This window comes from Arcticibacterium sp. SM2516, assembly GCF_057914865.1.
In genome coordinates this window covers 4,331,385-4,356,842 of record NZ_CP195290.1, presented here as the reverse complement: position 1 = coordinate 4,356,842, position 25,458 = coordinate 4,331,385, and the positions used below count along the sequence as shown (strand labels likewise).

Annotated in this window: 24 protein-coding genes; 12 read left to right on the top strand and 12 right to left on the bottom strand. The window is 38.0% G+C overall.

What is annotated here, in order from left to right; genetic code table 11:
* Window positions 1-4: 4 nt before the first annotated feature.
* On the top strand, window positions 5-1,084 hold the full coding sequence (locus ACSBFT_RS17965) for a glycosyltransferase WbsX family protein (protein ID WP_489601855.1): 1,080 nt from the start codon (window positions 5-7) through the stop codon (window positions 1,082-1,084).
* Here ACSBFT_RS17965 and ACSBFT_RS17960 read toward each other — a convergent pair.
* The gene (locus ACSBFT_RS17960; RefSeq protein ID WP_463045149.1) at window positions 1,081-1,725 is read right to left on the bottom strand and encodes a TVP38/TMEM64 family protein; all 645 of its coding nucleotides are present in this window, start codon (window positions 1,723-1,725) and stop codon (window positions 1,081-1,083) included. The two genes, ACSBFT_RS17965 and ACSBFT_RS17960, sit on opposite strands and share 4 nt — an antisense overlap.
* 40 nt (window positions 1,726-1,765) lie before the next feature.
* On the bottom strand, window positions 1,766-2,704 hold the full coding sequence (gene fcl / locus ACSBFT_RS17955; RefSeq protein WP_463045150.1) for a GDP-L-fucose synthase: 939 nt from the start codon (window positions 2,702-2,704) through the stop codon (window positions 1,766-1,768).
* Between the two features lie 98 nt (window positions 2,705-2,802).
* Here fcl and ACSBFT_RS17950 point away from each other — a divergent pair, with 98 nt between their 5' ends.
* Window positions 2,803-3,792: a toxin-antitoxin system YwqK family antitoxin gene (locus ACSBFT_RS17950; protein WP_463045151.1), complete on the top strand. Its 990-nt coding sequence runs from the start codon at window positions 2,803-2,805 to the stop codon at window positions 3,790-3,792.
* A 124-nt stretch (window positions 3,793-3,916) separates the two neighbouring features.
* On the opposite strand, the gene ACSBFT_RS17945 is transcribed toward ACSBFT_RS17950, so the two are convergent.
* Window positions 3,917-4,048: a hypothetical protein gene (locus ACSBFT_RS17945; protein WP_489601853.1), complete on the bottom strand. Its 132-nt coding sequence runs from the start codon at window positions 4,046-4,048 to the stop codon at window positions 3,917-3,919.
* A gap of 39 nt (window positions 4,049-4,087) precedes the next feature.
* A complete protein-coding gene (gene rnr / locus ACSBFT_RS17940) occupies window positions 4,088-6,421 on the bottom strand; it encodes a ribonuclease R (protein WP_489601851.1) in 2,334 nt (777 codons plus the stop codon).
* 164 nt (window positions 6,422-6,585) lie between these two features.
* Between rnr and ACSBFT_RS17935 the strand changes: the two genes are divergently transcribed.
* The gene (locus ACSBFT_RS17935) at window positions 6,586-7,641 is read left to right on the top strand and encodes a 2Fe-2S iron-sulfur cluster-binding protein (RefSeq protein WP_489601849.1); all 1,056 of its coding nucleotides are present in this window, start codon (window positions 6,586-6,588) and stop codon (window positions 7,639-7,641) included.
* Between the two features lie 46 nt (window positions 7,642-7,687).
* On the opposite strand, the gene ACSBFT_RS17930 is transcribed toward ACSBFT_RS17935, so the two are convergent.
* A complete protein-coding gene (locus ACSBFT_RS17930; RefSeq protein ID WP_489601848.1) occupies window positions 7,688-8,419 on the bottom strand; it encodes an outer membrane beta-barrel protein in 732 nt (243 codons plus the stop codon).
* A gap of 208 nt (window positions 8,420-8,627) precedes the next feature.
* Between ACSBFT_RS17930 and ACSBFT_RS17925 the strand changes: the two genes are divergently transcribed.
* A complete protein-coding gene (locus ACSBFT_RS17925; RefSeq protein ID WP_489601846.1) occupies window positions 8,628-9,119 on the top strand; it encodes a DUF4136 domain-containing protein in 492 nt (163 codons plus the stop codon).
* A gap of 6 nt (window positions 9,120-9,125) precedes the next feature.
* On the opposite strand, the gene ACSBFT_RS17920 is transcribed toward ACSBFT_RS17925, so the two are convergent.
* The 5 genes from ACSBFT_RS17920 to ACSBFT_RS17900 all read right to left on the bottom strand — a co-directional run bounded on the left by ACSBFT_RS17920 (window position 9,126) and on the right by ACSBFT_RS17900 (window position 13,971).
* Window positions 9,126-10,034, bottom strand: coding sequence for an ROK family protein (locus tag ACSBFT_RS17920; protein ID WP_489601844.1), 909 nt, complete (start codon window positions 10,032-10,034; stop codon window positions 9,126-9,128).
* A gap of 124 nt (window positions 10,035-10,158) precedes the next feature.
* Window positions 10,159-10,755, bottom strand: coding sequence for a ribosome biogenesis GTP-binding protein YihA/YsxC (gene yihA, locus ACSBFT_RS17915; protein ID WP_463045158.1), 597 nt, complete (start codon window positions 10,753-10,755; stop codon window positions 10,159-10,161).
* Window positions 10,755-11,168: a Fur family transcriptional regulator gene (locus tag ACSBFT_RS17910; protein WP_463045159.1), complete on the bottom strand. Its 414-nt coding sequence runs from the start codon at window positions 11,166-11,168 to the stop codon at window positions 10,755-10,757. Before ACSBFT_RS17910 ends, yihA begins: the two co-directional genes overlap by 1 nt.
* Window positions 11,169-11,184: 16 nt before the next feature.
* Window positions 11,185-12,996 (bottom strand): ABC transporter ATP-binding protein, encoded by a 1,812-nt coding sequence (locus ACSBFT_RS17905; RefSeq protein ID WP_463045160.1) that lies wholly within the window; start codon window positions 12,994-12,996, stop codon window positions 11,185-11,187.
* Window positions 12,997-12,999: 3 nt separating this feature from the next.
* Window positions 13,000-13,971: a gliding motility protein GldB-related protein gene (locus tag ACSBFT_RS17900; protein ID WP_463045161.1), complete on the bottom strand. Its 972-nt coding sequence runs from the start codon at window positions 13,969-13,971 to the stop codon at window positions 13,000-13,002.
* Window positions 13,972-14,128: 157 nt separating this feature from the next.
* On the opposite strand from ACSBFT_RS17900, the gene ACSBFT_RS17895 reads away from it, so the two are divergent.
* From ACSBFT_RS17895 to ACSBFT_RS17870, 6 genes are read left to right on the top strand one after another with little or no spacing between them, the layout of a single operon-like run.
* The gene (locus ACSBFT_RS17895; RefSeq protein WP_463045162.1) at window positions 14,129-14,755 is read left to right on the top strand and encodes a TetR/AcrR family transcriptional regulator; all 627 of its coding nucleotides are present in this window, start codon (window positions 14,129-14,131) and stop codon (window positions 14,753-14,755) included.
* A gap of 17 nt (window positions 14,756-14,772) precedes the next feature.
* Complete coding sequence (locus tag ACSBFT_RS17890) at window positions 14,773-15,123, top strand: DUF4260 domain-containing protein (protein WP_489601841.1); 351 nt, start codon at window positions 14,773-14,775, stop codon at window positions 15,121-15,123.
* 8 nt (window positions 15,124-15,131) lie between these two features.
* The gene (locus ACSBFT_RS17885) at window positions 15,132-15,566 is read left to right on the top strand and encodes a PaaI family thioesterase (protein WP_489601839.1); all 435 of its coding nucleotides are present in this window, start codon (window positions 15,132-15,134) and stop codon (window positions 15,564-15,566) included.
* Window positions 15,563-16,906 carry a TolC family protein gene (locus tag ACSBFT_RS17880; RefSeq protein ID WP_489601838.1) on the top strand — a complete coding sequence of 448 codons (1,344 nt, stop codon included), beginning with the start codon at window positions 15,563-15,565 and terminating at the stop codon, window positions 16,904-16,906. The genes ACSBFT_RS17885 and ACSBFT_RS17880 overlap by 4 nt, the downstream gene beginning before the upstream one ends.
* Before the next feature lie 26 nt (window positions 16,907-16,932).
* Window positions 16,933-17,970 carry an efflux RND transporter periplasmic adaptor subunit gene (locus ACSBFT_RS17875; RefSeq protein ID WP_463045166.1) on the top strand — a complete coding sequence of 346 codons (1,038 nt, stop codon included), beginning with the start codon at window positions 16,933-16,935 and terminating at the stop codon, window positions 17,968-17,970.
* A 9-nt stretch (window positions 17,971-17,979) separates the two neighbouring features.
* The gene (locus ACSBFT_RS17870; protein WP_489601836.1) at window positions 17,980-21,021 is read left to right on the top strand and encodes an efflux RND transporter permease subunit; all 3,042 of its coding nucleotides are present in this window, start codon (window positions 17,980-17,982) and stop codon (window positions 21,019-21,021) included.
* Between the two features lie 14 nt (window positions 21,022-21,035).
* Here the strand turns inward: ACSBFT_RS17870 and ACSBFT_RS17865 are convergent, their stop codons facing one another.
* The gene (locus ACSBFT_RS17865; protein WP_489601834.1) at window positions 21,036-21,833 is read right to left on the bottom strand and encodes an alpha/beta hydrolase; all 798 of its coding nucleotides are present in this window, start codon (window positions 21,831-21,833) and stop codon (window positions 21,036-21,038) included.
* A 13-nt stretch (window positions 21,834-21,846) separates the two neighbouring features.
* A complete protein-coding gene (locus tag ACSBFT_RS17860; RefSeq protein WP_463045169.1) occupies window positions 21,847-22,701 on the bottom strand; it encodes an alpha/beta hydrolase in 855 nt (284 codons plus the stop codon).
* 147 nt (window positions 22,702-22,848) lie between these two features.
* Between ACSBFT_RS17860 and ACSBFT_RS17855 the strand changes: the two genes are divergently transcribed.
* Window positions 22,849-24,306: an ATP-binding cassette domain-containing protein gene (locus tag ACSBFT_RS17855; protein WP_489601832.1), complete on the top strand. Its 1,458-nt coding sequence runs from the start codon at window positions 22,849-22,851 to the stop codon at window positions 24,304-24,306.
* Between the two features lie 49 nt (window positions 24,307-24,355).
* Window positions 24,356-25,456 carry a glycine cleavage system aminomethyltransferase GcvT gene (gene gcvT / locus ACSBFT_RS17850; RefSeq protein WP_489601831.1) on the top strand — a complete coding sequence of 367 codons (1,101 nt, stop codon included), beginning with the start codon at window positions 24,356-24,358 and terminating at the stop codon, window positions 25,454-25,456.
* Window positions 25,457-25,458: the final 2 nt, after the last annotated feature.

Genomic DNA, 25,458 nt, shown 5'->3' with positions numbered 1-25,458 from the left:
CTTTATGGATCATAAAAAACTGCGTGCTTTAGCAGTCATCTTACCTCAATTTCATCCTTTTCCAGAAAATGATAATTGGTGGGGCAAGGGTTTTACAGAATGGACAAATACGACCAAAGCAACGCCAAGATTTAAAGGGCACTATCAGCCTCATTTACCTACGGATTTAGGCTTTTATGATCTAAGGTTAGAGCAAAGCAGAGAAGAGCAGGCGAAAATTGCCATGGAACATGATATTTTTGGGTTTTGCATCCATCATTATTGGTTTAATGGACATCAGCTTATGGAAAGTCCAGTTAATGAAATGCTAAGACTGGGCAAGCCAGACTTTCCTTTTATGCTTTGCTGGGCAAATGAGAACTGGACAAGACGTTGGGATGGTTTGGATCAAGAAGTTTTAATCAGACAAGACTATTCTCCTGAAGACCACAGAGCTCATGCAAAACACTTGTGTGAAACAGCATTTAAAGATGAGCGATATATCACGGTAGACGGGAAACCATTCTTTTTGTTTTTTAATACACCTATTATTCCTGACTTGAAGGAGAGTATAGCTATTTGGAGAGATGAGGTTAAAAAACACGGTTTTCCTGATATCTATTTAGGAGGTGTTAAGACATTTGAAGGGGCTATTGCGAACCCAGAAGAGCTAGGCTTTGATGTAGTGATAGAGTGGCAGCCAGATTGGAACAATTTGGATACGCAGCCAAATTTAATCCAGAGAGTCAAAAAGAAACTAGGTTTTGAAAACTCATATTTTAAGGACGACTACGCAGCAATAATTAAAAGGATGCTGGCAAAGAAATTGCCTGACACAAAGCATTATCAATGCATTTTTCCAAGTTGGGATAATTGTGCACGTAAAAGAGTAAACGCCGTGGTGGTTGATAATGCTTCGCCAGACCTCTATGAATATTGGTTAGAAGAGATATGTCAGCGTTTTGAGCCTCCTACACCTGAGGAAAACTTTGTCTTTATTAACGCCATGAATGAGTGGGCAGAAGGAAACCATTTGGAACCAGACAGAAAATGGGGTAGGGCTTATTTAGAGGCAACTAAAAATGTTCTCTCAAAATACCTTTAAACCCTTTTTACAGCCCTATTAATTACCCAAACAAGCCCAACAAGCGAAACTAAGATCAAGCCTATTAGTAGTATTTGTTGGAAATTACCATTATTGGGCTCCTTTAGTAATCTTTGAATTTCCTTGGCCTGTGTACCAGTCCATAAGGAAACGAGTGTTCTAGGAATCATTCCTAGGAAGCCGCCCAATAATATATTTTTGAGCTTGGCACCGGATAAGGTGAAAACGACATTGGTGAATGTAAATGGAAGAACAGGCGAAAGCTTGGTCAACGTGATAATCTTCAGTTCATCCGTTCTAATGCTTTCCATCAATTTTTTTGCCTTTGGACTAGCTTCAATAAAACTTGAAAATCGGTGCTTATCTAACTTCCTGACGATTTGATTGATTAGAAAAATTGAAAGTAGGTTGATGAAAAACAATATTGGAAGTGTTTTCCAACCCCAAAAGTATCCAAGTACAAGTGCACAAAAAGTAGGAGGTGTAATGGCAATAGCCTGACTAAAAACACCCAAAAGAGCAAAAGCAATCCATTGGGCAGTACTCATGCTGGAGAAGTATTGCTCATTTTTAATAAAATATAAACTTAGGAATGAAGTAGCAACCAGTGGTACTATGATAAGTACCACTGATGTGAGCATAGGAATGCTTAGATATTTTTTAAATGCTTTCTTCAATGAGTTACATTTTTCTTACAAAATTATTTTTAAAGTCTTCGTAAACCATTTCAATACCATCCTTTAGTTCGATATTGTGTTTCCACCCAATATTATGAAGTTTAGATACGTCCATCAATTTTCTAGGCGTGCCATCTGGTTTATCAGTATTCCAATTTACTTTTCCCTCAAAGCCAACGGTCTTTTGAATGGTTTCAGCCAATTCTTTAATAGTCACATCTACGCCTGTACCAATATTAACCAAAGTTTCCCCATCATAATTCTCCATAAGAAAAACGCAAGCCTCTGCGAGGTCATTGGCATGAAGAAATTCTCTCATTGGATTTCCCGTACCCCATAGCTCTACGCTTTCTGCTCCGTTTACTTTGGCCTCATGAAACTTACGAATCATGGCAGGTAAAACATGCGAATTTTGAAGATCGTAGTTGTCGTTTGGACCATACAGGTTGGTCGGCATAACAGAGATAAAGTTACAGCCATATTGTGCTCTGTAAGCTTCACACATCTTGATTCCAGCAATTTTAGCTATAGCGTAAGGCTCGTTGGTCGGTTCTAGAACGCCAGTTAAAAGATAATCTTCTTTTAACGGCTGAGGAGCCAATTTAGGATATATACATGAAGAACCTAAAAACATCAATTTCTTAACGCCTATTTGGTAGGCACCGTGAATGAGGTTGTTTTGGATTTGTAGGTTTTCGTATAGGAAATCTGCTCTGTAGGTATTGTTTGCAACAATTCCACCTACTTTAGCGGCTGCTAGGAAGATGTAATCAGGTTTTTCGCTTTCTAAAAAAGCAATGGTTTCTACTTGATTTCTTAAATCTAGTTCTTTCGATGTCCTGACTAAAATATTGTCAAATCCATCTTCTTTTAGTTTTCTTACTATAGCAGACCCGACCATACCACGATGTCCGGCTACATAGATTTTGGCTGATTTTTCCAATTTTTCTTTACTTTTGACGTTTCTGGAATACTAATTGAACATTAGCTTGGCACGAAAGTACGATGCTTGATTCATAAATGAAATTGGCTCAAAAAAATATGCAACTAATAAGCCCTAAAACCTTATTTCTTAATATTCTTTTAATATCTGGCTCTAGTGTTATAGCCCAAGATATTATCCCAAAGGCTAAAACCAAGGCGGAAAGAAAGGCAGAGAGAAAAGGCATGACCTTAGAGGAAAGGATAGAAGACGCTTTGCCCGTGGATGTTACCTTACCCTCGGCTTCTGCCACTTTACCGGGAGGAAATAAAATAAGTACCGTAGAAGAGGCAAAGAAATATGTAACAGAAACGGTTCCTGGTTATGCTAAAGGAGCAAGAGAAAAAGCAAAAAAAACCAAAAAAGCCATAGCTGCGGCCAAAGAGAAGGTTTTTGATGGCAAGCAGTATGAGGGGATTGCGGTAGATAAACAAATTTATAGAAGAGGTTCGGGTAGTAGAATGAAATATATTGAGTTTTACACCCTCAAAGAATTTCAACAGCCAGACGTTTATGCTAAATCAGTCTTTTGGTATGACGAGAGAACAAAGAGGGTGGTAGAAGCCATATCTCGTGACAGAAAAACCAACCATTTAATGCACGGTCCTTACAGAGAATATGTAGGAGAAAACCTCATTAAAGAAGGGTTTTATTATTTGGGAACACTGGATGGAAGATGGGAGACTTACGATAAGGACTATATACTTCTAGATAAAGTTTATTATTATAGAGGATTTTATAAAGACTCTGAGATAACCTATTTTGACGATGCTCAGAAAAAGATAAAAGAAGTTAGCCCTTTACTTTACGGAAAGAAAACTGGGCAATATTACCGTTTTCACGAAAATGGAACTATCGCGGAAGAAGGTGAATTTGATGATGGCGTTAAAGTAGGAAGATGGGTGGAATACTATGAATCGGGCAATCGCCGAAAAATGGAAACGCAATACCCAAAAGACTGCTATGATAAAACAGAGGCTATAGTGATTCGTGAATATTCAGAAACAGGAAAAATGACTTTTGAGCACGATAGCGTGAAGAGGCTTTAGTTATTTTAAAACGCGACATATTCTATCGTTCGGCCTGTGAATTAGTACAACAGCCAACCCTAGCAGATAGTATTTGCAATCTTTGTTCCCGTAAGATAAAGGGAACATTTTTCGTTCCAATCAATTAACGAATTGATTGGTGACCTTTCGTTTCTATAATCAAACTGTCAAAAATAGACTTTACGACTATTTTTGACAGAAAGTGAAAAATATTAAAAATGGCAACTGCTATGGCGGGTACTATTTTATCTTTCATTGACAGGTTAGACTTTTTGATGCCGAAAAAGAAGCAGAATTAGCGTTTCTTTCTTCTGTTTTTTTTATTCGGTGGTACCACTTTTCTGCTTTTAGGACCCTTTCCACTTCTTGATGACCTTCCTTTTGAGAAGCTTCTTTCTCCTCCTGTATTAAGAAATGATTTTCCTCCCGCTTCAATGAGGTCGAGATCCATACTTCTTTTTTCTAGGTCAGTGGCCTTGATGCCAACTTTTACAGCGTCGCCAAAACCAATTATTCTTCCATTTCTTTGTCCCGTTATTCTGTAGTTATCGGGGTCAAAGTCGTAATAGTCGTCGTTTAAATCGGCAAGTCTTACCATGCCTTCGCAACCCGTTTCTGCCACTTCCACAAAAATGCCAAAGTCAGTAACCCCAGTCACCACGCCGTCATATACCACGCTTCGGTCTTGAAGGCTCATATATTCTACTTGCTTATATTTAATAGAGGCTCTTTCCGCCTCAGCAGCTAGTTTTTCTTGATTGGAGGAGTGTTTACATTTTTCTTCAAAATCTTCTTTGCTCAGGCTCTCTCCCTTGTCTAGATAATGCTGGAGCATTCTGTGTGCCATGACGTCTGGATACCTTCTAATAGGAGAGGTGAAATGACTGTAATGCTCAAAGGCCAATCCAAAGTGCCCCTGAGGAGAAGTGGAGTATTTGGCTTTAGACATAGTTCTTACCGCCAGAGATTCCAACACATTTTGCATGGGCGTTCCCTCTATCTCTGCCATCAAGTTATTCAAAGAGTTGGAAAGAGCATCTTGAGAAGAGGCATTTACCTTAAAACCAAATTTACCGACAAACGCAGCAAAGGTGTTTACCTTGTCTGGGTTTGGTGGTTCATGCACACGATAAACCATGGTAGGTGTTTTCTCCTCGTTTTTCTTAACAAGAGCTCTGACTTTCTCGGAAAACTTGCCCCAATAAACAAACTCCGCTACACGCTTATTGGCCAAAAGCATAAACTCTTCAATAAGCTTATGAGCATCTTTTCTTACTTTATGGTATACGCCAAGCGGCTTGCCATCTTCGTCTAATTGGAATTTTACTTCGTTAGTTTCAAAATTGAAAGCCCCTTTCTTAAAACGTTCTTTCCTGAGATTTTTAGCGGTTTTATTTAAGAGAATAAGGCATTCCTTAAGCTCTTGCGTATTTCCCTCTGGAAGAATTCCATCCTCTGCCTCTAAGACATCCTGTGCCTGTTCGTAGGCATAGCGTTTGTCGGAATGAATAATACATCTACCAAACCATTCCTTTTGGACATTTCCGTTTAAGTCCATTTCGAAAACAGCTGAAAAGACCAATTTGTCCTCATGGGGTCTTAAAGAGCAAAGGTTATTTGAAAGCTTTTCTGGAAGCATGGGAATAGTCCTGTCTACCAGATAAACAGAAGTAGCTCTTTTAAAGGCTTCTTCTTCTAGTACACTTCCGGGCCTTACATAATGAGAAACGTCTGCAATGTGTATACCGACTTCAAATGTGGTTTCACTGAGTTTTTTATAGCTTATTGCATCGTCAAAATCTTTGGCATCATGAGGATCTATGGTAAAAGTAAGGGTGTCTCTCATATCCCTTCTTTTTTTAATTTCTTCTTCCTCTATCTCTATTGGAATAGCTGCTGCTAAAGTTTCAACTTCTTCTGGAAATTGAATTGGCAAACCAAATTCAGCCATGATGGCGTGCATTTCTGCATCATTATCTCCCGATTGGCCTAAAACTTCAAGTACTTGTCCAGTAGCTTGTTGAGAACTTGAGGGGTATTCTATGATTTTTACAATCACCAGATCGTTCGTGGTGGCATGAAAAATATTGGTTTTAGCTATAAAGATATCTTCATGGAAGTTTTTATTGTCGGGTTTTACAATAGCGTAGTTAGCATAAACCTTTATTTTACCTACTAAATTAATTTTCCCTCTTTTAATTACCTGAAGTACTTTTCCTTCAGGGTTTCCTCCTCTTCTGCTGCCTTTACCCGTTAAAGTGACTGAAACGGTATCGCCATGTATGGCACCATTAAGGTAATCAGCATCTATATAAATGTCTTTTTCACCATCGTCATATCTCACGAAACCAAATTTCGGATTGACATGGTCTAGCACGCCTATGATTTCTTCTTCATGTTTTGGTTTACCGCTGGATATAACAAATTTTCCTCTTCCTATCTGGCTAATTTTTCCTTCGTCCATGAGTTCTTCAACGAACAATTTTAAAAAGGTTCTGTCTTGATCGTCATAGACGTCAAAATGATTAAATATATCTGTATATGTGGCAGGTCTATCTCCTAGCTGATGCATTAATCCTAAAATGGCATCTTTTTGCTTTGTAATTTCTGACTTTTTCTTTCTTGCCATTTGGCTTAGTGTTTATGGAAAAGCGTAAGTTAATTCAATTGTTTCAATACATGGAAGAATTGTTAAATTCTTAATTATTGATGGTTTACCAAATCATTACCTTCTCTCTCTTGTTTTGAAAATGAGAATCGTATTTTTGCCAAATTCTCTGATTAAAATTGAAAATGAAAACATACTTTCTACAGGTTAAGAACATCGTAAAGGAGACATTTGATTCCATCACCATTGAATTTTGGCATCCTCTTGCGGAGCAAGTGAAATATAAGGCGGGGCAATTTATAACGGTTATTGTTCCAGCAGATGATGGAAAAAAAGTAAGGAGGAGTTATTCTATGTCTTCTTCTCCTCATGCAGATACGGCCGTGGCCGTTACCGTTAAAAGGGTCGAAGGCGGTTTGGTTTCCAACTATTTATGCAATAATGTTAAGGTTGGAGACTTTATTGAGGTCATGGAGCCTATGGGTCACTTTGTGGTTGAGCCTTCGGCGGAGAATGAAAGACATATTGTTTTAATTGGTTCTGGAAGCGGTATAACACCGCTTATATCTATTGCCAAATCTGTGTTGATGATAGAACCAAAGTCAAGGGTTTCTCTTGTTTATGGAAGTAGATCGTCGGACAATATCATTTTTAGAAAGGTCATTATGGATCTTGAAATAAAATATCAAGATCGGTTTCAAACCACATTGATACTAAGCCAAGCGGACGATACTTGGGTAGGTCAGCGGGGTAGAATCTCTAGACCTAATATTGTGATGATGTTAAAAGCTATGGATATTCATTTTAAAGAAGAATCCTTCTTTTTATGTGGTCCATTAGAGATGATGGACGAGGTCATCAGCTCACTGAAGATGTTTGATGTGCCAGATGAGCGAATTTATAAAGAAAACTTTCATGCTCCAATGCTAGAAGAATCTACGGAAGTAGCGAGCAAAGATGAGTTAATGAAAAGAGAGATAACGGTAAAATATGATGGCGTGGAGCATACTTTTATAGTAGAGCCTCATCAGTCAATATTAGAGGCAGCGTTAGAATTGGACATTGATTTGCCTTATTCATGTCAAGCTGGAATGTGTACGGCCTGTCTAGGGAAGTGTACTTCTGGAAAAGTGAAAATGGATGAGGATGACGGCTTAACAGATTCAGAAATTAAGGAGGGATTTGTATTGACCTGCGTCTCACATCCTATGTCCGATGGGGTGGTTGTTGAAATCGAATAGCATTTTAATCCCCAATTGATTTTGTCAATTGGGGATTAATTCAAACTTAGAGTCTTATTCCCACACTCATCACATTGGCATTGATCGGATTATTGTCGTTAAACAATGGGAGCATGTCGTATTTAGCGAAAACCCTGAAATCTCCTCTGCCAGCCTCTGCCATTAATCCATAGTTAAATTTCCTTAAGTTGTATTCACCTTTTTCACGGTATTTGGTGTCATCAAACTCCTTGAACTTTTGGTAGCTATTAATTCGTACACCGCCGTACGCACCTATACCAAAACGAAAGTTACTTTCCTTAAACCCGAACTGTAGCATTACGGGAATATTTAGATTGTTAACCACAAGTTTCGATTTTTCAACAGAATAGTCCAATAGTTCAAAATCGGAAATTTCTCCATTTTCGTAGTACTGTTCGTCGTTTTGCATCATGAAATTATTCCAAGCTATCTCTATGCCTGTTCCTAGTGCCACGTCTACTTGTCTTCCAGTAATTAGCTTTGTGTTTCTTCTCCACTGAAGAGCGATGTATCTAGATTGCCATGTGTTTAAATCGGGCATATCCTTGGCTGCATCAAAACTGTTTATGGCTAGTATCACCCCGAAATCTTTCTTATTAAAAATATTGGGAGATCGGTTTTTTTTGTCGGAATCATAATGATGCTTACCATAATGATCTCTTTGAGAATTTCTGCTGTCATAATGCTCATAATTATCCTGCGACAAGGCAGGAAAAGAGAGCGAAATAAATGTTAAAATTTTAAATAGCTTTTTCATATCTGTATAAATAGTGTTTGGTGGCTAGATGTGAGATATGAATTTAGAGTTGCACCTAAGTATGAAATATTTGATTTATTCCCTCTTGCAGTATAAAATTTGTGGATAGGGGATAAAAGCCAATAATCTTCCTATTGTTAAAATAAATATTTGAAAAGTTAAATAAAGGGTGTGATAATTGCGAAATTTGTAGTTCAACGCCTTAGAAATGAATACAATAAAAATACTCGCTTTCCTGACAGTAATCGTCATATTTTCTTCTTGTTCCAAACGAGATTATACGCTTTTTGGGAATAAAAGTGTACCTAAATCCGAGAGCTTAAAGAGTTTCGCATTTGTATCAGATGGACTTACTAATCTCGAAAGTTCGGAGTGGTCTGCTACGGAGGATGCCATTTATAAAGAGATGAGAAGGAGGAACTATTTCTACGATAATGAAAAGCCAGAAATTTTAGTTTTTGTATCAGACTTTCCTGAGGGCGTAAAGTTTTTGACTGGAAATATGTATACCAATGCTTTAGGAGAGAAATATTTGGAGACAGGAAAAGTGAAAACGAAAGACAAAACGCTTTTCATCCAGATGATTGAAACACAAAAGTATCAGACGTTTTGGAGAGGTTTTTCCTACGCGAATGCGGGAAAAGTGCTTCCCCTAACTACAGGGAAGCCTTTATTATCTAGAGCTCTTTTAAATCAATAATTCTTATTAAAAACAAAGACTAGCAGCACCTAAAAGGCCAGCATCATTGGCAAGCGTCGCTCGCTTAATGGTTAAGCCTTTCTTATAATATGGTGACAGCCAAAAGTCAATTTGTTTATTGACCGCAGGTAAAATATAATCGAAAGAAGCAGATAAGCCACCGCCTATTAGAATGGTGTTGATGTCTAAAATCCTGACCATAGACACGAGACCATCTCCTAAAAGAGTGCCAACTTCTTCAAAGATTTTAAGAGCTAGTTTATCTCCGTCATTGGCGGCCGATACCAAGCCAGTAGTAGATATAGTGCCATCATCAACCAAAGAGGTCTTATCCGTCCAGTCGGCTCTCATTTTCGTGGCTAAGTTTAATAACTCTACCTTGCCAATGTTTCTTTCTAGAACTTTATTTCCTTTTGAAGGCATATGTCCGGGTTCCATGGCGTTTCCCCCCCCACCTTTAAACACTTGCTTATCAATGATAGCGGCTCCGCCAACACCCGTACCAAGAGTGACGAAGATATAGTCTTCTGGAAGCTTTTCTTCTCCGAAGTAATATTCTCCTAAGGCTGCTGCATTCGCATCATTTTCTAGAAAGAAGTCTTTACCAGGAAACCTTTCTTTAAGGTCAGGGATAACAGAAATCCCATCTATTTCTGGAATAGCAGTTATTTCAATAAGACTTTGACGATCTCTGGTGATTAGGCCAGGAACACCAATGCCACATTTGTTAACTTCAGGGTTTTCTTTTAATTGTACCGAAATGGCATCACCTAGACTTTTGACGAAATGCCCAGATTTTCTCCAGCTCCCCGTGTCGTGACTATAAAAGTTAGTTATGCTACCAGTTTTGGCTTCTACTATGCCCATTTTGACGTTAGTTCCGCCGATATCAATTCCAAGATACTCTGTTGCCATTAATTTCTTAAGTTATAATTTGAAGAGGATGTCAAATATAAACCAAAATTACTTTTGGTCAGCTCAAAGATAATACCTAGTCAATAGATTTTAATATAAGAGCCCACCTTTTTAAGAAATTTTACTAATTAGATGCGTTTATTTCATCAATTAACTGAAGAATTTCTAATCGACCTAAACTTTTTTCAGAAGATGTGATATAGTGTTCTGGTAGAATAGACCATCTTTCCGCTAAGGCCATTTTAAAATCACTGACATTTTTTTGACCTTTTAAAGGTTTTACTTTATCCCATTTAGTGAAAATAAGCTTTAATGGAATGCCCTTTTCCCCTAATCTATGAACGAATTCCAAATCGATTTTCTGAGGAGGAATTCTGGAATCAATGAGTACAAAAACATAAAGTAGGTTTTCTCTTTGTTCAAGATAATCCCAAGTCATTTTTTCCCATTTCGCTTTTTCTTTAATAGGCACTTTAGCAAAACCATATCCAGGAAGATCCACCAAATACCATCTGTCTTCAATTAGAAAGTGATTAATAAGTTGAGTTTTGCCGGGTGTTGAAGACGTTTTAGCCAGTTTCTTTTGACCTGTCAACATATTTATCAACGAAGACTTTCCGACATTGGATCGTCCTATGAAAGCGTACTCCGGGAAGTTTGGACTTGGACAGCCCGTTACCACAGGTGTACTTTTAACAAATTCTGCTTTTATCGGGTGCATTAGTTTTTACAGTTTGGACAGCTCCCTTCTATCAGGAGGTTTATTTCTTCTCTTTTATAGCCTATTGGCAGCGTAATACTTGGAATATTTGTACTTTCTAGACAAGTAGTATCGCCACATTTCCGGCATTTGAAATGCACGTGATCATGCTGATGCGTCTCAGAGGTACAGTCGGTTTTACAAAGTGCATATTTAGTGCCGCCTTCCGCATCTAGGATTTTATGAATGATACCTTTTTCTAAAAATGTTTTTAATGTTCTGTATATGGTTACACGATCATATTTGTCTTCTACTGCCATTTCTAAGTCGCTATGTGATAAGGCCGCAAAGCTTTCAGCAAAAGTTCTAAGAACCTCTTCTCTGCACTCTGTGTGTCTTAAATTAAACGACTTTAATGATATAGTGTCTGCCATAGAAAAGATTGATGTTTTAAACTTCTAATGCGTTATTCTCCATTTGAAGCTTAACCAAATTTGAGTAAATTCCATCAGGATTCAAAATGAGCTCTTCGTGCTTGCCTTGTTCTGCAACAGCACCCTGATGAATGACGTAAATCTGATCCACGTTTTTGATGGTACCTAACCTATGAGCAATAATGATGGTGGTTCTGTTTTGCATAAGGGTAGCCAATGCATCCTGAACCAAACTTTCCGACTCGGAGTCCAATGCACTTGTGGCTTCGTCCAGCAAGAGTATTGCAGGATCTTTTAAAATAGCTCTTGCTATGGCTATTCGCTGACGCTGACCACCAGAAAGTTTTATGCCTCTCTCTCCAACAATGGTTTTTAAACCTTCAGGAAATCGATCTATAAATTCCATGGCATTGGCCTTTTGAGCGGCAGCCAGTAGTTCATCGTCGCTGGCATCTAGTTTTCCGTATCGGATGTTTTCCTCAATTGTTCCTCCAAACAAGATAACTTCTTGTGGAACAATGGCCATGTTTTGTCTTAGTTGAGTGACATCAATATTAGAAATATTTGTACCGTCAATGGTGATTTGACCGTTTTCTAAATCATAAAACCTTAGAAGCAGCTGGACAATCGTGGATTTTCCAGCACCACTTTGACCTACCAAAGCTATTTTTTCTCCTGGATTAATATGGAGTGAGAAATTTTCTAAAACAGGGAGGTCTTTACGAGTAGGGTAGGAGAAGTCGATATTCTGATAAGAAATTTGACCTTTGACTTTGTCAGTTTTTTTGATCTGATTTAAATCTACCTCCGAGTCTTCTTCTAAAATTTCTAGAATCCTTTCTGATGCCCCCACACTTCTTTGAATTTGGGCATATATATCACCAAGGCCATTCATGGAAGCCCCAATAAATGCGGTATAGAAAAGGAAAGACATTAAATCTGCCAATTGTATTTCTCCTTTTTGTACCAGACCCCCGCCATACCAAACGACCAACATAATACCTCCAAATAATCCAACGATGAAGAATGTTATAAAGCCACCCCTGAGCGTGGCTGCTTTTAAAGCCAAATTGACCACATCCGTCATAGCATTGCTATATCTAGATGATTCTAACTTTTCGTTGGTAAATCCTTTTACTACCGTTATGGATTGTAACGTCTCCTCTACCACCGTATTGGCTTCCGCCAATTTCTCTTGAACTTGCTTGGATAAAACCCTAATGTATTTTCCAAAAAAGAAAGCTGCAATAACCACGATAGGAAAAGTAAGGAGCATAAATAGTGTTAACTCCCAAGAAATGTAAAGGATAATACCAATACCAACAATGAGTGTTACCACTTGTCTGAAAAACTCTGCAAGTGTAAGTGATAGCACATTTTGAAAAGCGGAGACATCTGAAGTTAGTCTACTCACTAAATCTCCAACGCGGTTTTTTTCAAAGAAGTTGATCGGGAGTGTAATAAACTTATTGAAAACTGTCGTTCTCACATCAGCGGAAACTTTTTCACTAACAATGGCGAAGAAATAAACGCGAAAAAAGGAAAATACACCTTGGAGAATAAGTATAACTCCGAAGAACAAAACAATTTGGTTTAAAGTATAGTCGGAGTTTCCTTCTATAACCCTTGTCACCTCACCTATTAGACTGGGAAATGTTAAGGTAGTGGATGTGGACAGGACTAGGAATATTAAACCAAGGGCAAAAGTCCACTTATAGGGTAATATAAACCGAAATAGTTTTATAGCTTTTTTGAAAGCATCCTTACTTATTTTTTTCTTCTTTTCTGAAGGCTCCGTAGCGTCTACCTCTTCTATTTTCTTTGCCATTTTTTACTCTTCTACCGCTCCTCGATACTTAGATTTTCGAAGTATATCCTGAACATCAGTATTGTTCATTAATTCTGTAAACGAAACATTTGGGTTTTCCGTTCTAAACTTGTCAATGATTCTCCAACCAAGCCATTGGGCTATTCTGCCTGGGCAGCTAGAACCTATTTCTGGAACTATTGGTCTCTCGCTCAAATACTTTTGTTTTACCTTTTGGTTTTGCTCATGAAGCAGCCCTTTGTCTATAAAGTGGGCCCAAATGATATCCTGAGCATACCAGTTGCCGGCTAAAGAGCTGTCTGGCATACCTATAATTAGGGAATCCGGCAGTACTGGTAACATGGTTTTGGTGAATTCAAAAGATTTCCCAAAAAAGATCATGTCATTAAGCATATCTCCTTCTGACGTAGATTTAATAAAAGATTGAGACAATAAACGAACTATGGAAGGGGCGATATAAGGTTTTTGAAATCTGTTAAGAATATAAGCCGGCTGGTCTGGTCTATACATCGCTTTAGGCCCAACGAACGCTTCAAGGGATATTATTACGATAGAATCTGAAACAAAAATGTCATTTTCTAAACCTGTAAAAGTCGCATATACTTTGGGTGCGACAAACGATGGATAGCTTGCTTTTATATTGTTGAAAGCAACAGATAACTCTCCTTTAAGATCCGTTAATTCACCGAAAGTGCTGTCTACTTCATTAAAAAATTGACGCGTTCCTGGATGCGAAATGATGTAATATAAATGACTGACAAAAGCGGTATCATCTGGAAAAACGCGATAAAGGTTTTTAGAATACCAAGGGTTTTTATTGAGAAAGTCTTGAAGCTCTTCTTTAGAATCCATAGACATAAGTTCTCTATCAAATCGCTCAATTTCTAACGAGCTCAAGTCTTTTTCTTCTGTAGACTGACAAGAACTCAATAAGGAAATAACACAAATCAAATATATCCAAACTGCTGTTTTCATAAATTTTATCTCTTATAAAAGGCAAAGCTAGGAAATTAATGACGCCCGCTTAAGTCTCCTTGTTAAAAAGACGCTTTCGTAATAAAAATAGAATTCTCTTTGAAATATTGAACAGTGTTCATTTTATTTGTAGTGTTAATAATAAGTACATTGTTTAATGAGTATTTCAGATAGAAAGGAAAGGGATAAGGAGGAAATGAAGCTTAAGATTCTAGAAGCGGCTAAAAAGCTTTTTCTAGAGAAGGGCTTTGAGAAGACAAGCATTCGGAATATTGCAGATTTAATAGAATACAGCCCAGGAACTATCTACTTATATTTTAAAGACAAAAATGACCTTCTTTTTAACCTGCACCAAATGGCTTTCAAAGGTTTAATGGAAGCCCTTATGGATCCTAATCCAAAGGAGGATGCTATGGAAAGACTTTATGATATGGGTAAGCGATATATAAAGTTTGCTTATGAAAACCCCGAAATGTATGATCTTATGTTTGTGATGGATGCTCCAATGGAGAGCTTGGAATGTAGTGACGACGTTTGGGATGATGGAATGAAAGCTTTTGAGCTCTTAAAGTATTTGGTTTCTGATTGTCAATCCGGAGGTTATTTAAACCAATACGATCTAGAAGATGCATCCCTTATGATTTGGAGTTTTGTACATGGTTTAGTGACGCTTAAGGGTAGAAAGAGGTTACAAATGTTTGGAGATAATGAAGAGGCATCATTGCAGAGGATGATGAGATCTTTGGAAGTATTTTTAGAAACATTAAAGTTGTCAAAAAAGTAAGTCGCAGATAGTAGGATATGAAAGAGCTTTTGAGGTTAGAAGAAATGGGTCAGTTGGCTTTGGGTATTTTCTTGTTTAACAAGCTGGATTATGCCTGGTGGTATTTTTTGGTCTTCATACTGGTGCCCGATTTAAGCATGATTGGTTATGTGGTAAATCATAAAATAGGGGCATGGACTTATAACTTTTTTCACCATAAAGCCCTAGGCGTTTTGGTGCTTATCATAGGCTTTCTCTTCCATATTAACTGGATTTGTTTGGCAGGTGTTATTCTTTTTTCACACGCTGTCATGGACAGGATTTTTGGTTATGGATTAAAATACGAATCGGGTTTCAAATACACTCATCTAGGAGTCATCGGTAAATAAGGTTTATAATGAAAAATGTAAATGTTTTTGAAGGATTAATTGGCCAAGAGGCCAAAGACACAAGTCCATCTCCCTACGGAAGATGGTTAAATGGAAAATTATTGGAAGGAAAGGAGGGCTTTCTAAAAGCTTCCTTTAAAGTGAGAGAGGAGTTTACAAATCCCGCAGGTATAATGCATGGCGGGGTATTGGCCGGAATTATGGATGAGCTTATGGGAATGGCAACTCATTCGCTTGGTCAGGATGGTTTTTACGTTGCAGCAAACCTTAATGTTGATTTTTTAAGACCGGCTAATGTTGACGAAGTTTTAATCGCCACGGCTGAAGTGATAAGATCTGGTAGAACAATGGCTCACTTGGAATGTAGAATCACATCAGAAAGTACCGGGAAGCTGATTGCAAAATCTACTTCTAATTTGATCAAAACCGTCTTAAAGCAATGAAGATAAGGCTTATTACCCTATTGACCATTATATCTTTCAAGCTACAAGCTCAAAGCCCCATTTTGAAAGCTTACGTAGAGGAGGGTTTGGAATCAAACTTTGCCTTAAAGCAGCAAAACCTTGAAATTGAAAAATCGATCAAGGCTATTGACATTGCCAGATCAAATATTTTCCCTAAGATTACTTTTAATCCAACCTATACGGTAGCCACGGGAGGTAGAAGTATTGAGTTTCCTATTGGTGATTTACTAAATCCCGTTTATGGCACTTTAAATCAACTAACGCAAGGAGAAAATTTTCCAACCTTAGAAAATCAGACGATTCTTTTCGCTCCAAATAATTTTCATGAGACAAAGTTTACGTTTGAATTACCGCTGTTCAATACCGACATAAAATACAATATCCTCTTGCAAAAGGACTTGGTTCAAACGCAAGAAGCTAAGAAAAGGGCTTTGAGTTATGAATTGAAATATAATATTGAGGCGGCGTATTTTCAATACCTGCAAAGTTTAGAAGCATTGAAGGTTTATAGGCAATCAGGACAGTTTTTGAATGAATTCCTTGAATTTAATGAGCGTCTAGTTGCTAATGGCTTAGCCCTTAAAGATGTTTTGTTTTCGGCAAAGTATGAAATTAGCAAGTTAAATGGACAAAAGGCAGAGGCAGAAAAGAACGTTAAAAAGGCGAAAGCCTATTTTAATTTTCTGCTGAATAAAGGTCATAATGAGCTGGTGGAGAAAGACACCGCCAACTTTTCTTCGGAACCCATAGTGCAAGAATTATCTCAGCTAGTGGCTTCAGCCATAAACAGCAGACCAGAATTTGATCAGTTGAGAACAGGTCTAAATGCAAATAACACGCTGCTTCTACTACAAGAAAAGAATGCTCTATTGCCAAGCGTCTATTTTGGCGGTAGCACGGGTTTTCAGGGTTATGGTTATTCATTTAACAAGCAGGCATTTGCCATTGGACAGCTCGGATTAAAATGGGACTTATACCATGGTAAGGAGAAAAAATATAAGATTCAGCAAACAGAAATTCAGAGCAAGATTTTAGATTCAAAAATAGAAGAAGCGAAGCAACAGATTGAAATGCAGGTGGTCCAAGCCTACTTTGATTATGAAGCATCCTTAAAGATCTTAGAATCTTCAAGGCTTGGTGAGCAAAACACAAGCTTACTTTTAGACATGGTGCAGAAAAGGTATAAAAACAATGACGCCCTGTATATAGAGGTTATAAAGGCTCAAAACGACAAAATGATGGCGGAACTTCAAGGCTCTTTGGCACAATTTAATATTTGGCTTCAAAAATCGCACTTAGACAAAGTGAGTGCACAATAGTTTGATAAAGATTTATAGATATAAAAATGAATAAAATTGTCTACTTATTAAGCCTAGGAGCCATTTTATGGTCTTGCGGTGGCAAAGAAGATTCTTCTAAAACGGTTGTAAAAGAAGAATTAGAATCTGTCAGCACCGTACTTCCTTTTCAAAAGACATTTCAACAGGAGATTTTGGCTAGTGGTGTTTTATCCTCAAAAGCAGAATTGAAGTTAGCTTTTAAGACAGGGGGTATGATAAAGAAAATGTATGTCAAAGAAGGGCAATACGTTAAAGCAGGGCAATTGCTGGCGGAGTTAGATATGTCGGAAATAGACGCCTCTGTTAACCAAGCCAAACTTGGACTTCAAAAAGCGGAAAGGGATGTGTCAAGGGTGAAGAAAATGCTAGAGGATGAGGTAGCCACGACGAATAACTTAGAAGATGCCACCACAGCTTATAAATTGGCACAGGAAACAATGCAGTCTGCCAATTTCAATCAAAAGTTATCGAAAATTTATGCACCCCAAGCAGGGAATATCTTAATGAAAATTGCTGATCAAGGGGAGTTGATTACACCTTTTGCTCCTGCTTTGATTTTAGGAACGGGAGGTTCTTCATTTAACGTAAAAGTAGGTTTATCGGACAGGGATATCGTGAAAGTTAGAATAGGAGATGCCGCGGAGGTTAGGTTGGATGCTTATGTTGGAGAAGTTTTTAAAGCTAAAGTTTCAGAGATTGCCCAAATTGTAAACCCTGCAACTGGAACCTACGAAGTGGAGTTGTCTCTTAATTCTAACGGTAAAAAATTGATTTCTGGATTCGTGGCAAAAGCGAGTGTTTTTCCTAGAGGAGAAAAAAGTGCCCTTTTAATTCCAGCTATATGTCTTTTGGAAGCCGAGGGAGAAAACGCTTCTGTTTTTATATATAATGGAGCGGGAGTAGAAAAACGTAAAATAAAGATAGGCTCCATATTTCCAGACGCAGTGGAGGTTTTAAGTGGCCTCACTGTTACAGACGAAGTGGTCAGTCTTGGTGCCAATTTCTTAAGCCCTGGTCAAAAAGTTAATGTCAAAAACCTTTAAGCCAGATAAATGAAAATAGCAGAATTTTCGGTTAAAAACTATCAGTTTACTATCATCATTTTTGTGATGATAGTGGCTTTAGGTATTAGTTCTTTATTGACCATGCCCAAAGCCGAGGACCCCGTTCTTAAGGCTACATTTAACACAGTGGTGGTCATTTACCCCGGAACGAGTCCTAAAGACATGGAAAAACTGATAGTGGATCCAATAGAAGAACGTCTTAACGGATTAGATGATATTAAGAACATATTTTCAGTGGCTGGAGATGGTGTGGCAAATATCACGGTAGAGTTTATGCATCATGTAGATGGTGACGAAAAGTACGGGGAAACACTTAGAGAACTCAATGCCATAAGAAGTAAGCTCCCAGAAGATATCTATAGTCTTGATGTGTTTAAGTATACGCCAGAATCGGTGAATATTATTCAATGTGCCGTCATGTCTGAAACGGCTCCGTTCTCAGATATGAAAGGGAAGGCGGAAGAACTTAAGGAGGCTTTAGAAAAGATTAAAGATATTAAAGGGGCGGAAGTGCATGGATTCCCAAATAGGGAGGTAAATGTTTCCCTTAATACGGACAGAATGGCTCAATACCAAATACCCATAAATAGGGTTATGGGATTAATTCAGGCGGAAAATAAAGATATACCAGCAGGATCTATTGAGATTGGGAACAGAAGGTTAAATGTGAAAACCTCTGGTTCTTACCAGTCTCTTGCAGAAATTGAAAATACAGTGGTAAGTACCTCTGGAACGCAAGTAACCTATTTAAAGAACATTGCAGAAGTATCATTTGGGTATGAAGAGCAAACCTATAACACCAGATTAAATGGGAAAAGGGCGGTTTTTGTAACCGCAACTCAAAAGAGCAACACTAATATTTTTGATGTCAAGAAAGAAATGACACCGATTATTAAACAGTTTGAGGCGAGCCTTCCTTCCAATTATACTTTTGAAAAAAGCTTCGACCAAGCAGATTCTGTTTCAAAACGCTTATTGGGTTTGGCTCGTGATTTTGGAATCGCTATTTTATTGGTTTTAATCACGCTAATTCCATTAGGTTTTAGGGCGGCATTAATCGTAATGGTTTCCATTCCTTTATCCTTAGCCATTGGTTTGGCTGGATTAGATGTGATGGGTTACGGAATAAACCAATTATCCGTCGTAGGCCTAGTGATCGCTTTGGGTTTAGTGGTAGACGATTCCATAGTGGTTGTTGAAAACATTGCACGTTTTTTAAGGGAAGGTCATAGTAGGCGTGACGCCGCCATTTTAGCGACTAAGCAGATTGGTCTGGCCGTGGTCGGTTGCACGGCCACTCTTCTGTTTGCCTTTTTACCGCTGGTGTTTTTGCCAGAATCTTCGGGTGAGTTTATAAGAAGTTTACCCATGGCTGTTATTGCCACTGTATTGGCATCGCTTTTTGTTTCTATCACGATAGTGCCGTTTTTAGCGAGTATGCTGATGCCCAAAAATAGCAGTGAAGAAGGAAACATTGTGTTGCAGTATATGAAGAAGGGTATTGAAGGTTCTTACCGAAAAATTTTGCATTGGTCACTCGGAAATCCGCTTATCACCCTTTTAATAGCAGTTTTAATTTTTGCCGGAAGCCTAGCTCTTATACCCGTTATAGGTATCAGTGTTTTTCCAAAATCTGAAAAGCCCCAATTGTTGATTGATATCAACACACCTTCCGGTACTAACCTTGCCACCACAGACGAGGTCGTAAGATTTGTAGAAAAAACGCTAGCAGAAGAACCATTAGTGAGAAACTATGCAGCTAACATTGGAAAAGACAATCCAAGAATTTATTATAATCTGCTTCCTAGAGGTGGTGCAAGCTCTGAATTTGCCCAGCTTTTCGTTCAACTTCAAGAAGAAACAGAAGTGCCAGAACGTACGGTTTTGGTGAATGAATTAAGGGGAAAGTTCATCGATTATCCAGGAGCTAAAATTGTTGTGAAGGAATTCGAGCAAGGTCCGCCAATTGCTGCTCCTTTGGCTATTAGAATTTTTGGCGAAAACATAGATTCCTTGAGGAACATCTCTTTAAAAGTAGAGAAGGCTTATCAAGAAACTCAGGGTACTATTTATATCAACAATCCGTCTACTGTGGTCAATACGGATTTAAGGGTTAAGATTAATAAGGACAAAGCGGGGATGTTAGGTATTCCTACTTCAGAGATAGATAAATCAATCAGAATGGCCATAGCAGGTTTGAATATCGGACAATATAGAGATGAAGCAGGGGAGGAATATGCTATTACTGTTGGTTTGGAAAATAAAGAGAAACCAGGCTTAGAGGTTTTTGATAAAATATATGTCGCTGCCGCAAATGGAGCACAAGTTCCACTTAAAGCCTTGGCAACGCTACAGTTTGAAAGCTCTCCTAATAATATCAATCACTACGACAAAGAGCGTTATGTTTTAGTTTCTTCTTTTGTGGCAGACGGTTATTTGACACCATCTGTAAATGAGGCCTTTTTGGAGCGATTAGAAAAGATTAAAATGCCAGAGGGCTATCATTATAAAATCTCAGGAGAGGTCGAACGTCAAAATGAAACTTTTGGCGGTCTTGGCAACATAATTATCATTACGATTTTTGGAATATTGGCTATTCTGATTTTGGAGTTCAAAACATTTAAAAGCTCTTTTATTGTACTTTCCGTAATTCCGTTGGGTATCATCGGAGCGGTAGGTATTCTGTTTATAACCGGCAATTCGCTTTCATTTACCGCCACTATTGGTATCATTGCTTTGGCAGGAATTGAGATAAAAAACTCCATTTTATTGGTAGACTATACCAATTATCTACGTTCTGACGAGGGCTTGAGTATAGACGAGGCGATTGAAAAAGCCGGAGAAACAAGATTTATTCCTATTGTTTTGACTACTTTAACAGCCATTGGAGGGCTTACTCCTCTAGTTTTGGAGCATTCTCCCCTGTATTCGCCACTGGCCTTGGTGATTATTGGTGGTCTTATTTCCTCGCTTATTTTAACAAGGATTGTGACGCCAGTGATGTACAAATTACTTCCGCCAAGGGTTTAGCCTTGGTGAAGGTTTCATAATTCTGGTGCCAGCCACTCTTTAAGCTTTTCATGGTAAAGCTCAAAACGGTATAAGCCTTTATGACCTCCCGGAAGTGATAGTAATATGGAATCTGAGGAAATGCCTATTTTCTCTGCCAATTTTAGACTCGATTTATATGGAATGAGTTGGTCTTCTGTGCCGTGAATAAGAAACGTCGGGCACTTTACTTTGGCTATTCTCAGGTCTGTTCTAAAAGGGTGTTTGATTAACAGATCGTAAGGGAAAAATGGAAAATGAAGTTTGCCAACATCCGCCATATTGTAATAGGGACTTTCTAGAATGAGCATTTTGGGCGAATGCTCGGCGGCTAGTTTTGTGGCCACACCCGTTCCTAACGATCTGCCATATATGACAATGCTATCTTCGCTGTATTTTAATAACATTTGTTCGTAAAGAAATTCCGAATCGTCAAATAGATTTTGTTCCGTTGGTGTACCTTTAGTTTTACCAAAACCTCTGTAGTCATATAAAAATACATCGTAACCAAGACTGGTGAACTGCTTCGCAGACCAACCCCATCTTGATAAATTTCTCTGGTTTCCGTGGTTATTGAAGACTAAACCTTTACTCGTTCCTTCCGCTGGAAAGAATAAAGTATTGATTTTGATACCATCAGGACTGGTATAAAATTTTTCAGTGAAGGGTTCATCAAATTGAAATTTGTAATCCGCTGGTAAGGAGTTTGCTCTAAATATGACCCAGTCTTGAACGAGATAAAGTATGATTAGTAGGATAGCATAAGTTAAAGCGAACCATTTGAAAAACTTCATGAATGCATAGGTTTTAAGTGTTAAATCCAATATCTCCTAAAATTTGTTTGTCAAACTCATCAAATTGTTCCAATAGTATATCTCTAAGAACACGATGATATTCTGGAAATGAAGGGAGGTTATTATGTCTGCCACCATAAATGGGAGCCAGATGAGTATTAAGAGGTACTACTTTAGAGAGTCTAACACTACTACTAAAAGGAATTAGTAGGTCTTTGGTGCCATGAATAATATAAATAGGACATCTGCAGTATTTGAGCCATTCGTCTGTTCTTATTTTGAAGCGGAGGATGATACTTAGTGGCAGAAATGGAAGAAAACGATTGGTTAGATTTGAAAAGCTATAATAAGGTGCGTCAAGAATCAACATTTTGGGCTTATTGCTCGAGGCTAGTTTAGCTGCGAATCCTGATCCTAAAGAGCGTCCATAAATGACTATATCACTTTCTGGAACATCATAGTCGTATTTCAAACGGTTGTAAACATGTTGGGCATCTTCTTTCATGGCTTTTTCCGATCTTTTTCCTCGGCTTTTCCCAAACCCACGGTAGTCTATCATCAAAACATCGTAGCCATGCACTGTAAAGTCTCTGGAATATTTGGCCCAACCCTTTATACTCCTAGAATTGCCATGGAAGTATAGAACAATACCTTTTCTGTCTTTTTCTTCTGTAAAAAAACGGAGACCATTGATTTTTACTTTGTCTGAAACCGTAAAATTTAATTCTTCAAAAGGATAATCATATTTGAATTCGAAGTCGTCGGAAAGCGTTTCCGGTTTGAAAATAAAGAAATCTTGAATAAAGTAGGCCAAGACACTAAGTGTGATATAGGAGCCTAGAAGCCAATAAAAAATATTCCAAGACATAAATGAGCTGTTCTTTTCTGAAATCTAATAAAAAGACGTCAGACTAAAAATAAAGCTTAATCTGGTTTATGTTACTTTTTAGTTTTAGTCAGGAATATCTAGGGCTTAAAATAGGATTGTTCTAGTTCTGAATTCTATTTTTGTCGAATGATAAGATTTGAAAACGTTTTTATAAAGAAAGGAGAGAATGTTGTATTAAACGAGGTCTCTGTTGAATTACAGGAAGGCGTTAATTACGGCATTGTAGGAGCAAATGGGAGTGGTAAAAGCACGTTTTTGGATGCTATTTCTGGAAAAACATTTCCATGGAAGGGAAAGTTAGTTAAGCCACACTTTTCTGAGATTGAGCTTGTCCCTCGCGATTATGGATTTCATCGTTTGGTAGGTGCTGCTTATCAATATTATCAGCAAAGATACCATGCTCACGATTCCGAAATAGGGCCTTCAGTTTGGGAAGTTATACAAAATCAAATCTTACCGGTGGGAACGGTAGACAGTAATTCGGTCGATTTGCCGGATTTAAGATATTCAGAAGAGAAGGTTAAGGATGTAGCTATCAAAATGAATATTTTTCACCTTTTGGAAAGAAAAGTTACCTCCCTTTCTAATGGCGAAACTCGTCGTACACTTATTGCTTTGTCTTTGCTTAATAGTCCTAAAGTACTTTTGCTAGACAATCCATTTGTTGGACTGGATGTCAAAAGCAAAGAAAGTCTTAAAGAGCTTTTGAATGTACTGGATGTTCAATTGATTATGGTCGCAGGTATAAAGGATATGCCCGCTTGTATAACAAAAGTCATAGATTTCAATTCAGGTTGTATTTCAGGACAATTTAATAGGCCATTTCCTGAGATGAAAAGGGAAGTTGCAAAAATTGAATTTAAAGAAGAATTGTTGACCTATTTCAAAACCAATAATGACGCTAGTAAAGGTTCCGTAATTAAGTTGGTCAACGGGAGGGTTGTTTATAGCGGGACGGCGGTTTTAGAGGGCATAGATTGGGAAGTAAAAACTGGAGAAAGATGGGCTCTTTCAGGCCCAAATGGCTCAGGTAAGAGTACGCTTTTAAGTCTTTTGATAGGAGATAATCCACAGGCCTATCAAAATGAGCTTTACCTTTTTGGTAAAAGAAGAGGAACAGGGGAGAGTATCTGGGATATAAAAAAGAGAATAGGCTACTTGTCTCCTGAAATGCACATTTTCTTCCCTAAGAATATGGAAGTGTGGAAAGTAATTGCTTCTGGACTTTTTGATACGATTGGCTTGTTTAAAAAGCTCCATGATATAGAAAAGAAGGACTTGAAGAAAATTATTGAACTTTTAGACCTAAATACTATTGAAAACAGGTTGTTAAGCGAGCTTTCGACCGGTGAACAAAGGATTGTGCTTTTGGCAAGGGCGTTAATCAAGAATCCAGAACTTTTACTGCTAGATGAGGCCTGTCAAAATTTGGATTATAACCATATGGTTTATATTAGAGACTTGATAAACGAACTGGTACAAAAGTTAAATAAAACCTTGGTTTATGTCACACATAATATGGAGGAGATTCCTGCCATAGTGGATAAAAAAATTCTTTTAGAAAACGGGAAGAGGCTTAAATAAAGACCCGAATCAAATTCTGTAACTTTACATCAAACTTAAAACAAACGATATGTCGGAAATCAAGGATATTCCATTGCATGCTTTACATGTGGAGCTGGGAGGTAAAATAGTGCCATTTGCTGGATTTAATATGCCCGTTCGCTATTCATCAGATATAGAAGAGCACATGGCGGTTAGAGAGGCAGTAGGTGTATTTGATGTAAGCCATATGGGGGAGTTTTATTTAAAGGGAGCTGGAGCTTTGGAGTTAATTCAAAAGGTTTCTGCCAATGACGCTTCTTTACTTTTTAATGGAAAAGCCCAATACAGTTATTTGCCGAATGAAACGGGAGGGGTGGTAGATGATCTATTGGTTTATAGAATTGATGAAGATGAATACATGTTGGTGGTCAACGCTTCAAACATAGAAAAAGATTGGAACCACATTCAGAAGTTTAAGAATGATAATGTAGAGATGGTCAACTGGTCAGAGGACCTATGTCTTTTTGCGGTTCAAGGACCAAAAGCGATAGATACTTTACAGAAGTTAACACATATTCCTTTGAAAGACATTGAGTATTATAGTTTTACTAGAGGCACTTTTGGAGATGTAAAGGATGTCATTCTTTCGGCTACGGGTTATACTGGGGCAGGAGGGTTTGAACTTTATGTGCCTAAAGAAAACGCCTTGGAACTATGGAACAAGATTTTTGTGGCCGGAAAGGAATTTGATATTAAGCCTATAGGTTTGGGTGCAAGAGATACCTTGAGGTTAGAAATGGGTTATTGCCTTTACGGAAATGATTTATCGGATGACATTTCACCATTGGAAGGTGGATTGGGTTGGGTAACTAAGTTTTCAAAGGATTTTGTGAATTCTGAAAACCTATTGAAGGAGAAGGAAGCAGGTTTGAAGCGGAAGTTAGTAGGAATTGAGTTGACGGAGAAAGGTATTCCAAGAGCTCATTATGAAATCTGTAACGCAGAGAATGAGGTTGTAGGAGAAATCACTTCAGGGACCTTGTCGCCTTTGCTTAAAAAGGGTATTGCACTGGGTTATGTTGATAAAGCCTATGCTAAAAAAGATACGGAGCTTTTTATTAAAGTAAGAAACAAAATGCTCCATGCCAAAGTGGTTAGACCACCATTTGTTAAACCAGGGGTAAATTGATA

Excerpts from the sequence above, each read along its gene's own strand:
- ACSBFT_RS17965 (WP_489601855.1), top strand. The coding sequence starts at position 5 with ATGGATCATAAAAAACTGCGTGCTTTAGCAGTCATCTTACCTCAATTT.
- ACSBFT_RS17960 (WP_463045149.1), bottom strand. The coding sequence starts at position 1,725 with ATGCTCACATCAGTGGTACTTATCATAGTACCACTGGTTGCTACTTCA.
- ACSBFT_RS17950 (WP_463045151.1), top strand. The coding sequence starts at position 2,803 with ATGCAACTAATAAGCCCTAAAACCTTATTTCTTAATATTCTTTTAATA.
- ACSBFT_RS17945 (WP_489601853.1), bottom strand. The coding sequence starts at position 4,048 with ATGAAAGATAAAATAGTACCCGCCATAGCAGTTGCCATTTTTAATATT.
- rnr (WP_489601851.1), bottom strand. The coding sequence starts at position 6,421 with ATGGCAAGAAAGAAAAAGTCAGAAATTACAAAGCAAAAAGATGCCATT.
- ACSBFT_RS17935 (WP_489601849.1), top strand. The coding sequence starts at position 6,586 with ATGAAAACATACTTTCTACAGGTTAAGAACATCGTAAAGGAGACATTT.
- ACSBFT_RS17930 (WP_489601848.1), bottom strand. The coding sequence starts at position 8,419 with ATGAAAAAGCTATTTAAAATTTTAACATTTATTTCGCTCTCTTTTCCT.
- ACSBFT_RS17925 (WP_489601846.1), top strand. The coding sequence starts at position 8,628 with ATGAATACAATAAAAATACTCGCTTTCCTGACAGTAATCGTCATATTT.
- ACSBFT_RS17920 (WP_489601844.1), bottom strand. The coding sequence starts at position 10,034 with ATGGCAACAGAGTATCTTGGAATTGATATCGGCGGAACTAACGTCAAA.
- yihA (WP_463045158.1), bottom strand. The coding sequence starts at position 10,755 with ATGCACCCGATAAAAGCAGAATTTGTTAAAAGTACACCTGTGGTAACG.
- ACSBFT_RS17910 (WP_463045159.1), bottom strand. The coding sequence starts at position 11,168 with ATGGCAGACACTATATCATTAAAGTCGTTTAATTTAAGACACACAGAG.
- ACSBFT_RS17905 (WP_463045160.1), bottom strand. The coding sequence starts at position 12,996 with ATGGCAAAGAAAATAGAAGAGGTAGACGCTACGGAGCCTTCAGAAAAG.
- ACSBFT_RS17900 (WP_463045161.1), bottom strand. The coding sequence starts at position 13,971 with ATGAAAACAGCAGTTTGGATATATTTGATTTGTGTTATTTCCTTATTG.
- ACSBFT_RS17895 (WP_463045162.1), top strand. The coding sequence starts at position 14,129 with ATGAGTATTTCAGATAGAAAGGAAAGGGATAAGGAGGAAATGAAGCTT.
- ACSBFT_RS17890 (WP_489601841.1), top strand. The coding sequence starts at position 14,773 with ATGAAAGAGCTTTTGAGGTTAGAAGAAATGGGTCAGTTGGCTTTGGGT.
- ACSBFT_RS17885 (WP_489601839.1), top strand. The coding sequence starts at position 15,132 with ATGAAAAATGTAAATGTTTTTGAAGGATTAATTGGCCAAGAGGCCAAA.
- ACSBFT_RS17880 (WP_489601838.1), top strand. The coding sequence starts at position 15,563 with ATGAAGATAAGGCTTATTACCCTATTGACCATTATATCTTTCAAGCTA.
- ACSBFT_RS17875 (WP_463045166.1), top strand. The coding sequence starts at position 16,933 with ATGAATAAAATTGTCTACTTATTAAGCCTAGGAGCCATTTTATGGTCT.
- ACSBFT_RS17870 (WP_489601836.1), top strand. The coding sequence starts at position 17,980 with ATGAAAATAGCAGAATTTTCGGTTAAAAACTATCAGTTTACTATCATC.
- ACSBFT_RS17865 (WP_489601834.1), bottom strand. The coding sequence starts at position 21,833 with ATGAAGTTTTTCAAATGGTTCGCTTTAACTTATGCTATCCTACTAATC.
- ACSBFT_RS17860 (WP_463045169.1), bottom strand. The coding sequence starts at position 22,701 with ATGTCTTGGAATATTTTTTATTGGCTTCTAGGCTCCTATATCACACTT.
- ACSBFT_RS17855 (WP_489601832.1), top strand. The coding sequence starts at position 22,849 with ATGATAAGATTTGAAAACGTTTTTATAAAGAAAGGAGAGAATGTTGTA.
- gcvT (WP_489601831.1), top strand. The coding sequence starts at position 24,356 with ATGTCGGAAATCAAGGATATTCCATTGCATGCTTTACATGTGGAGCTG.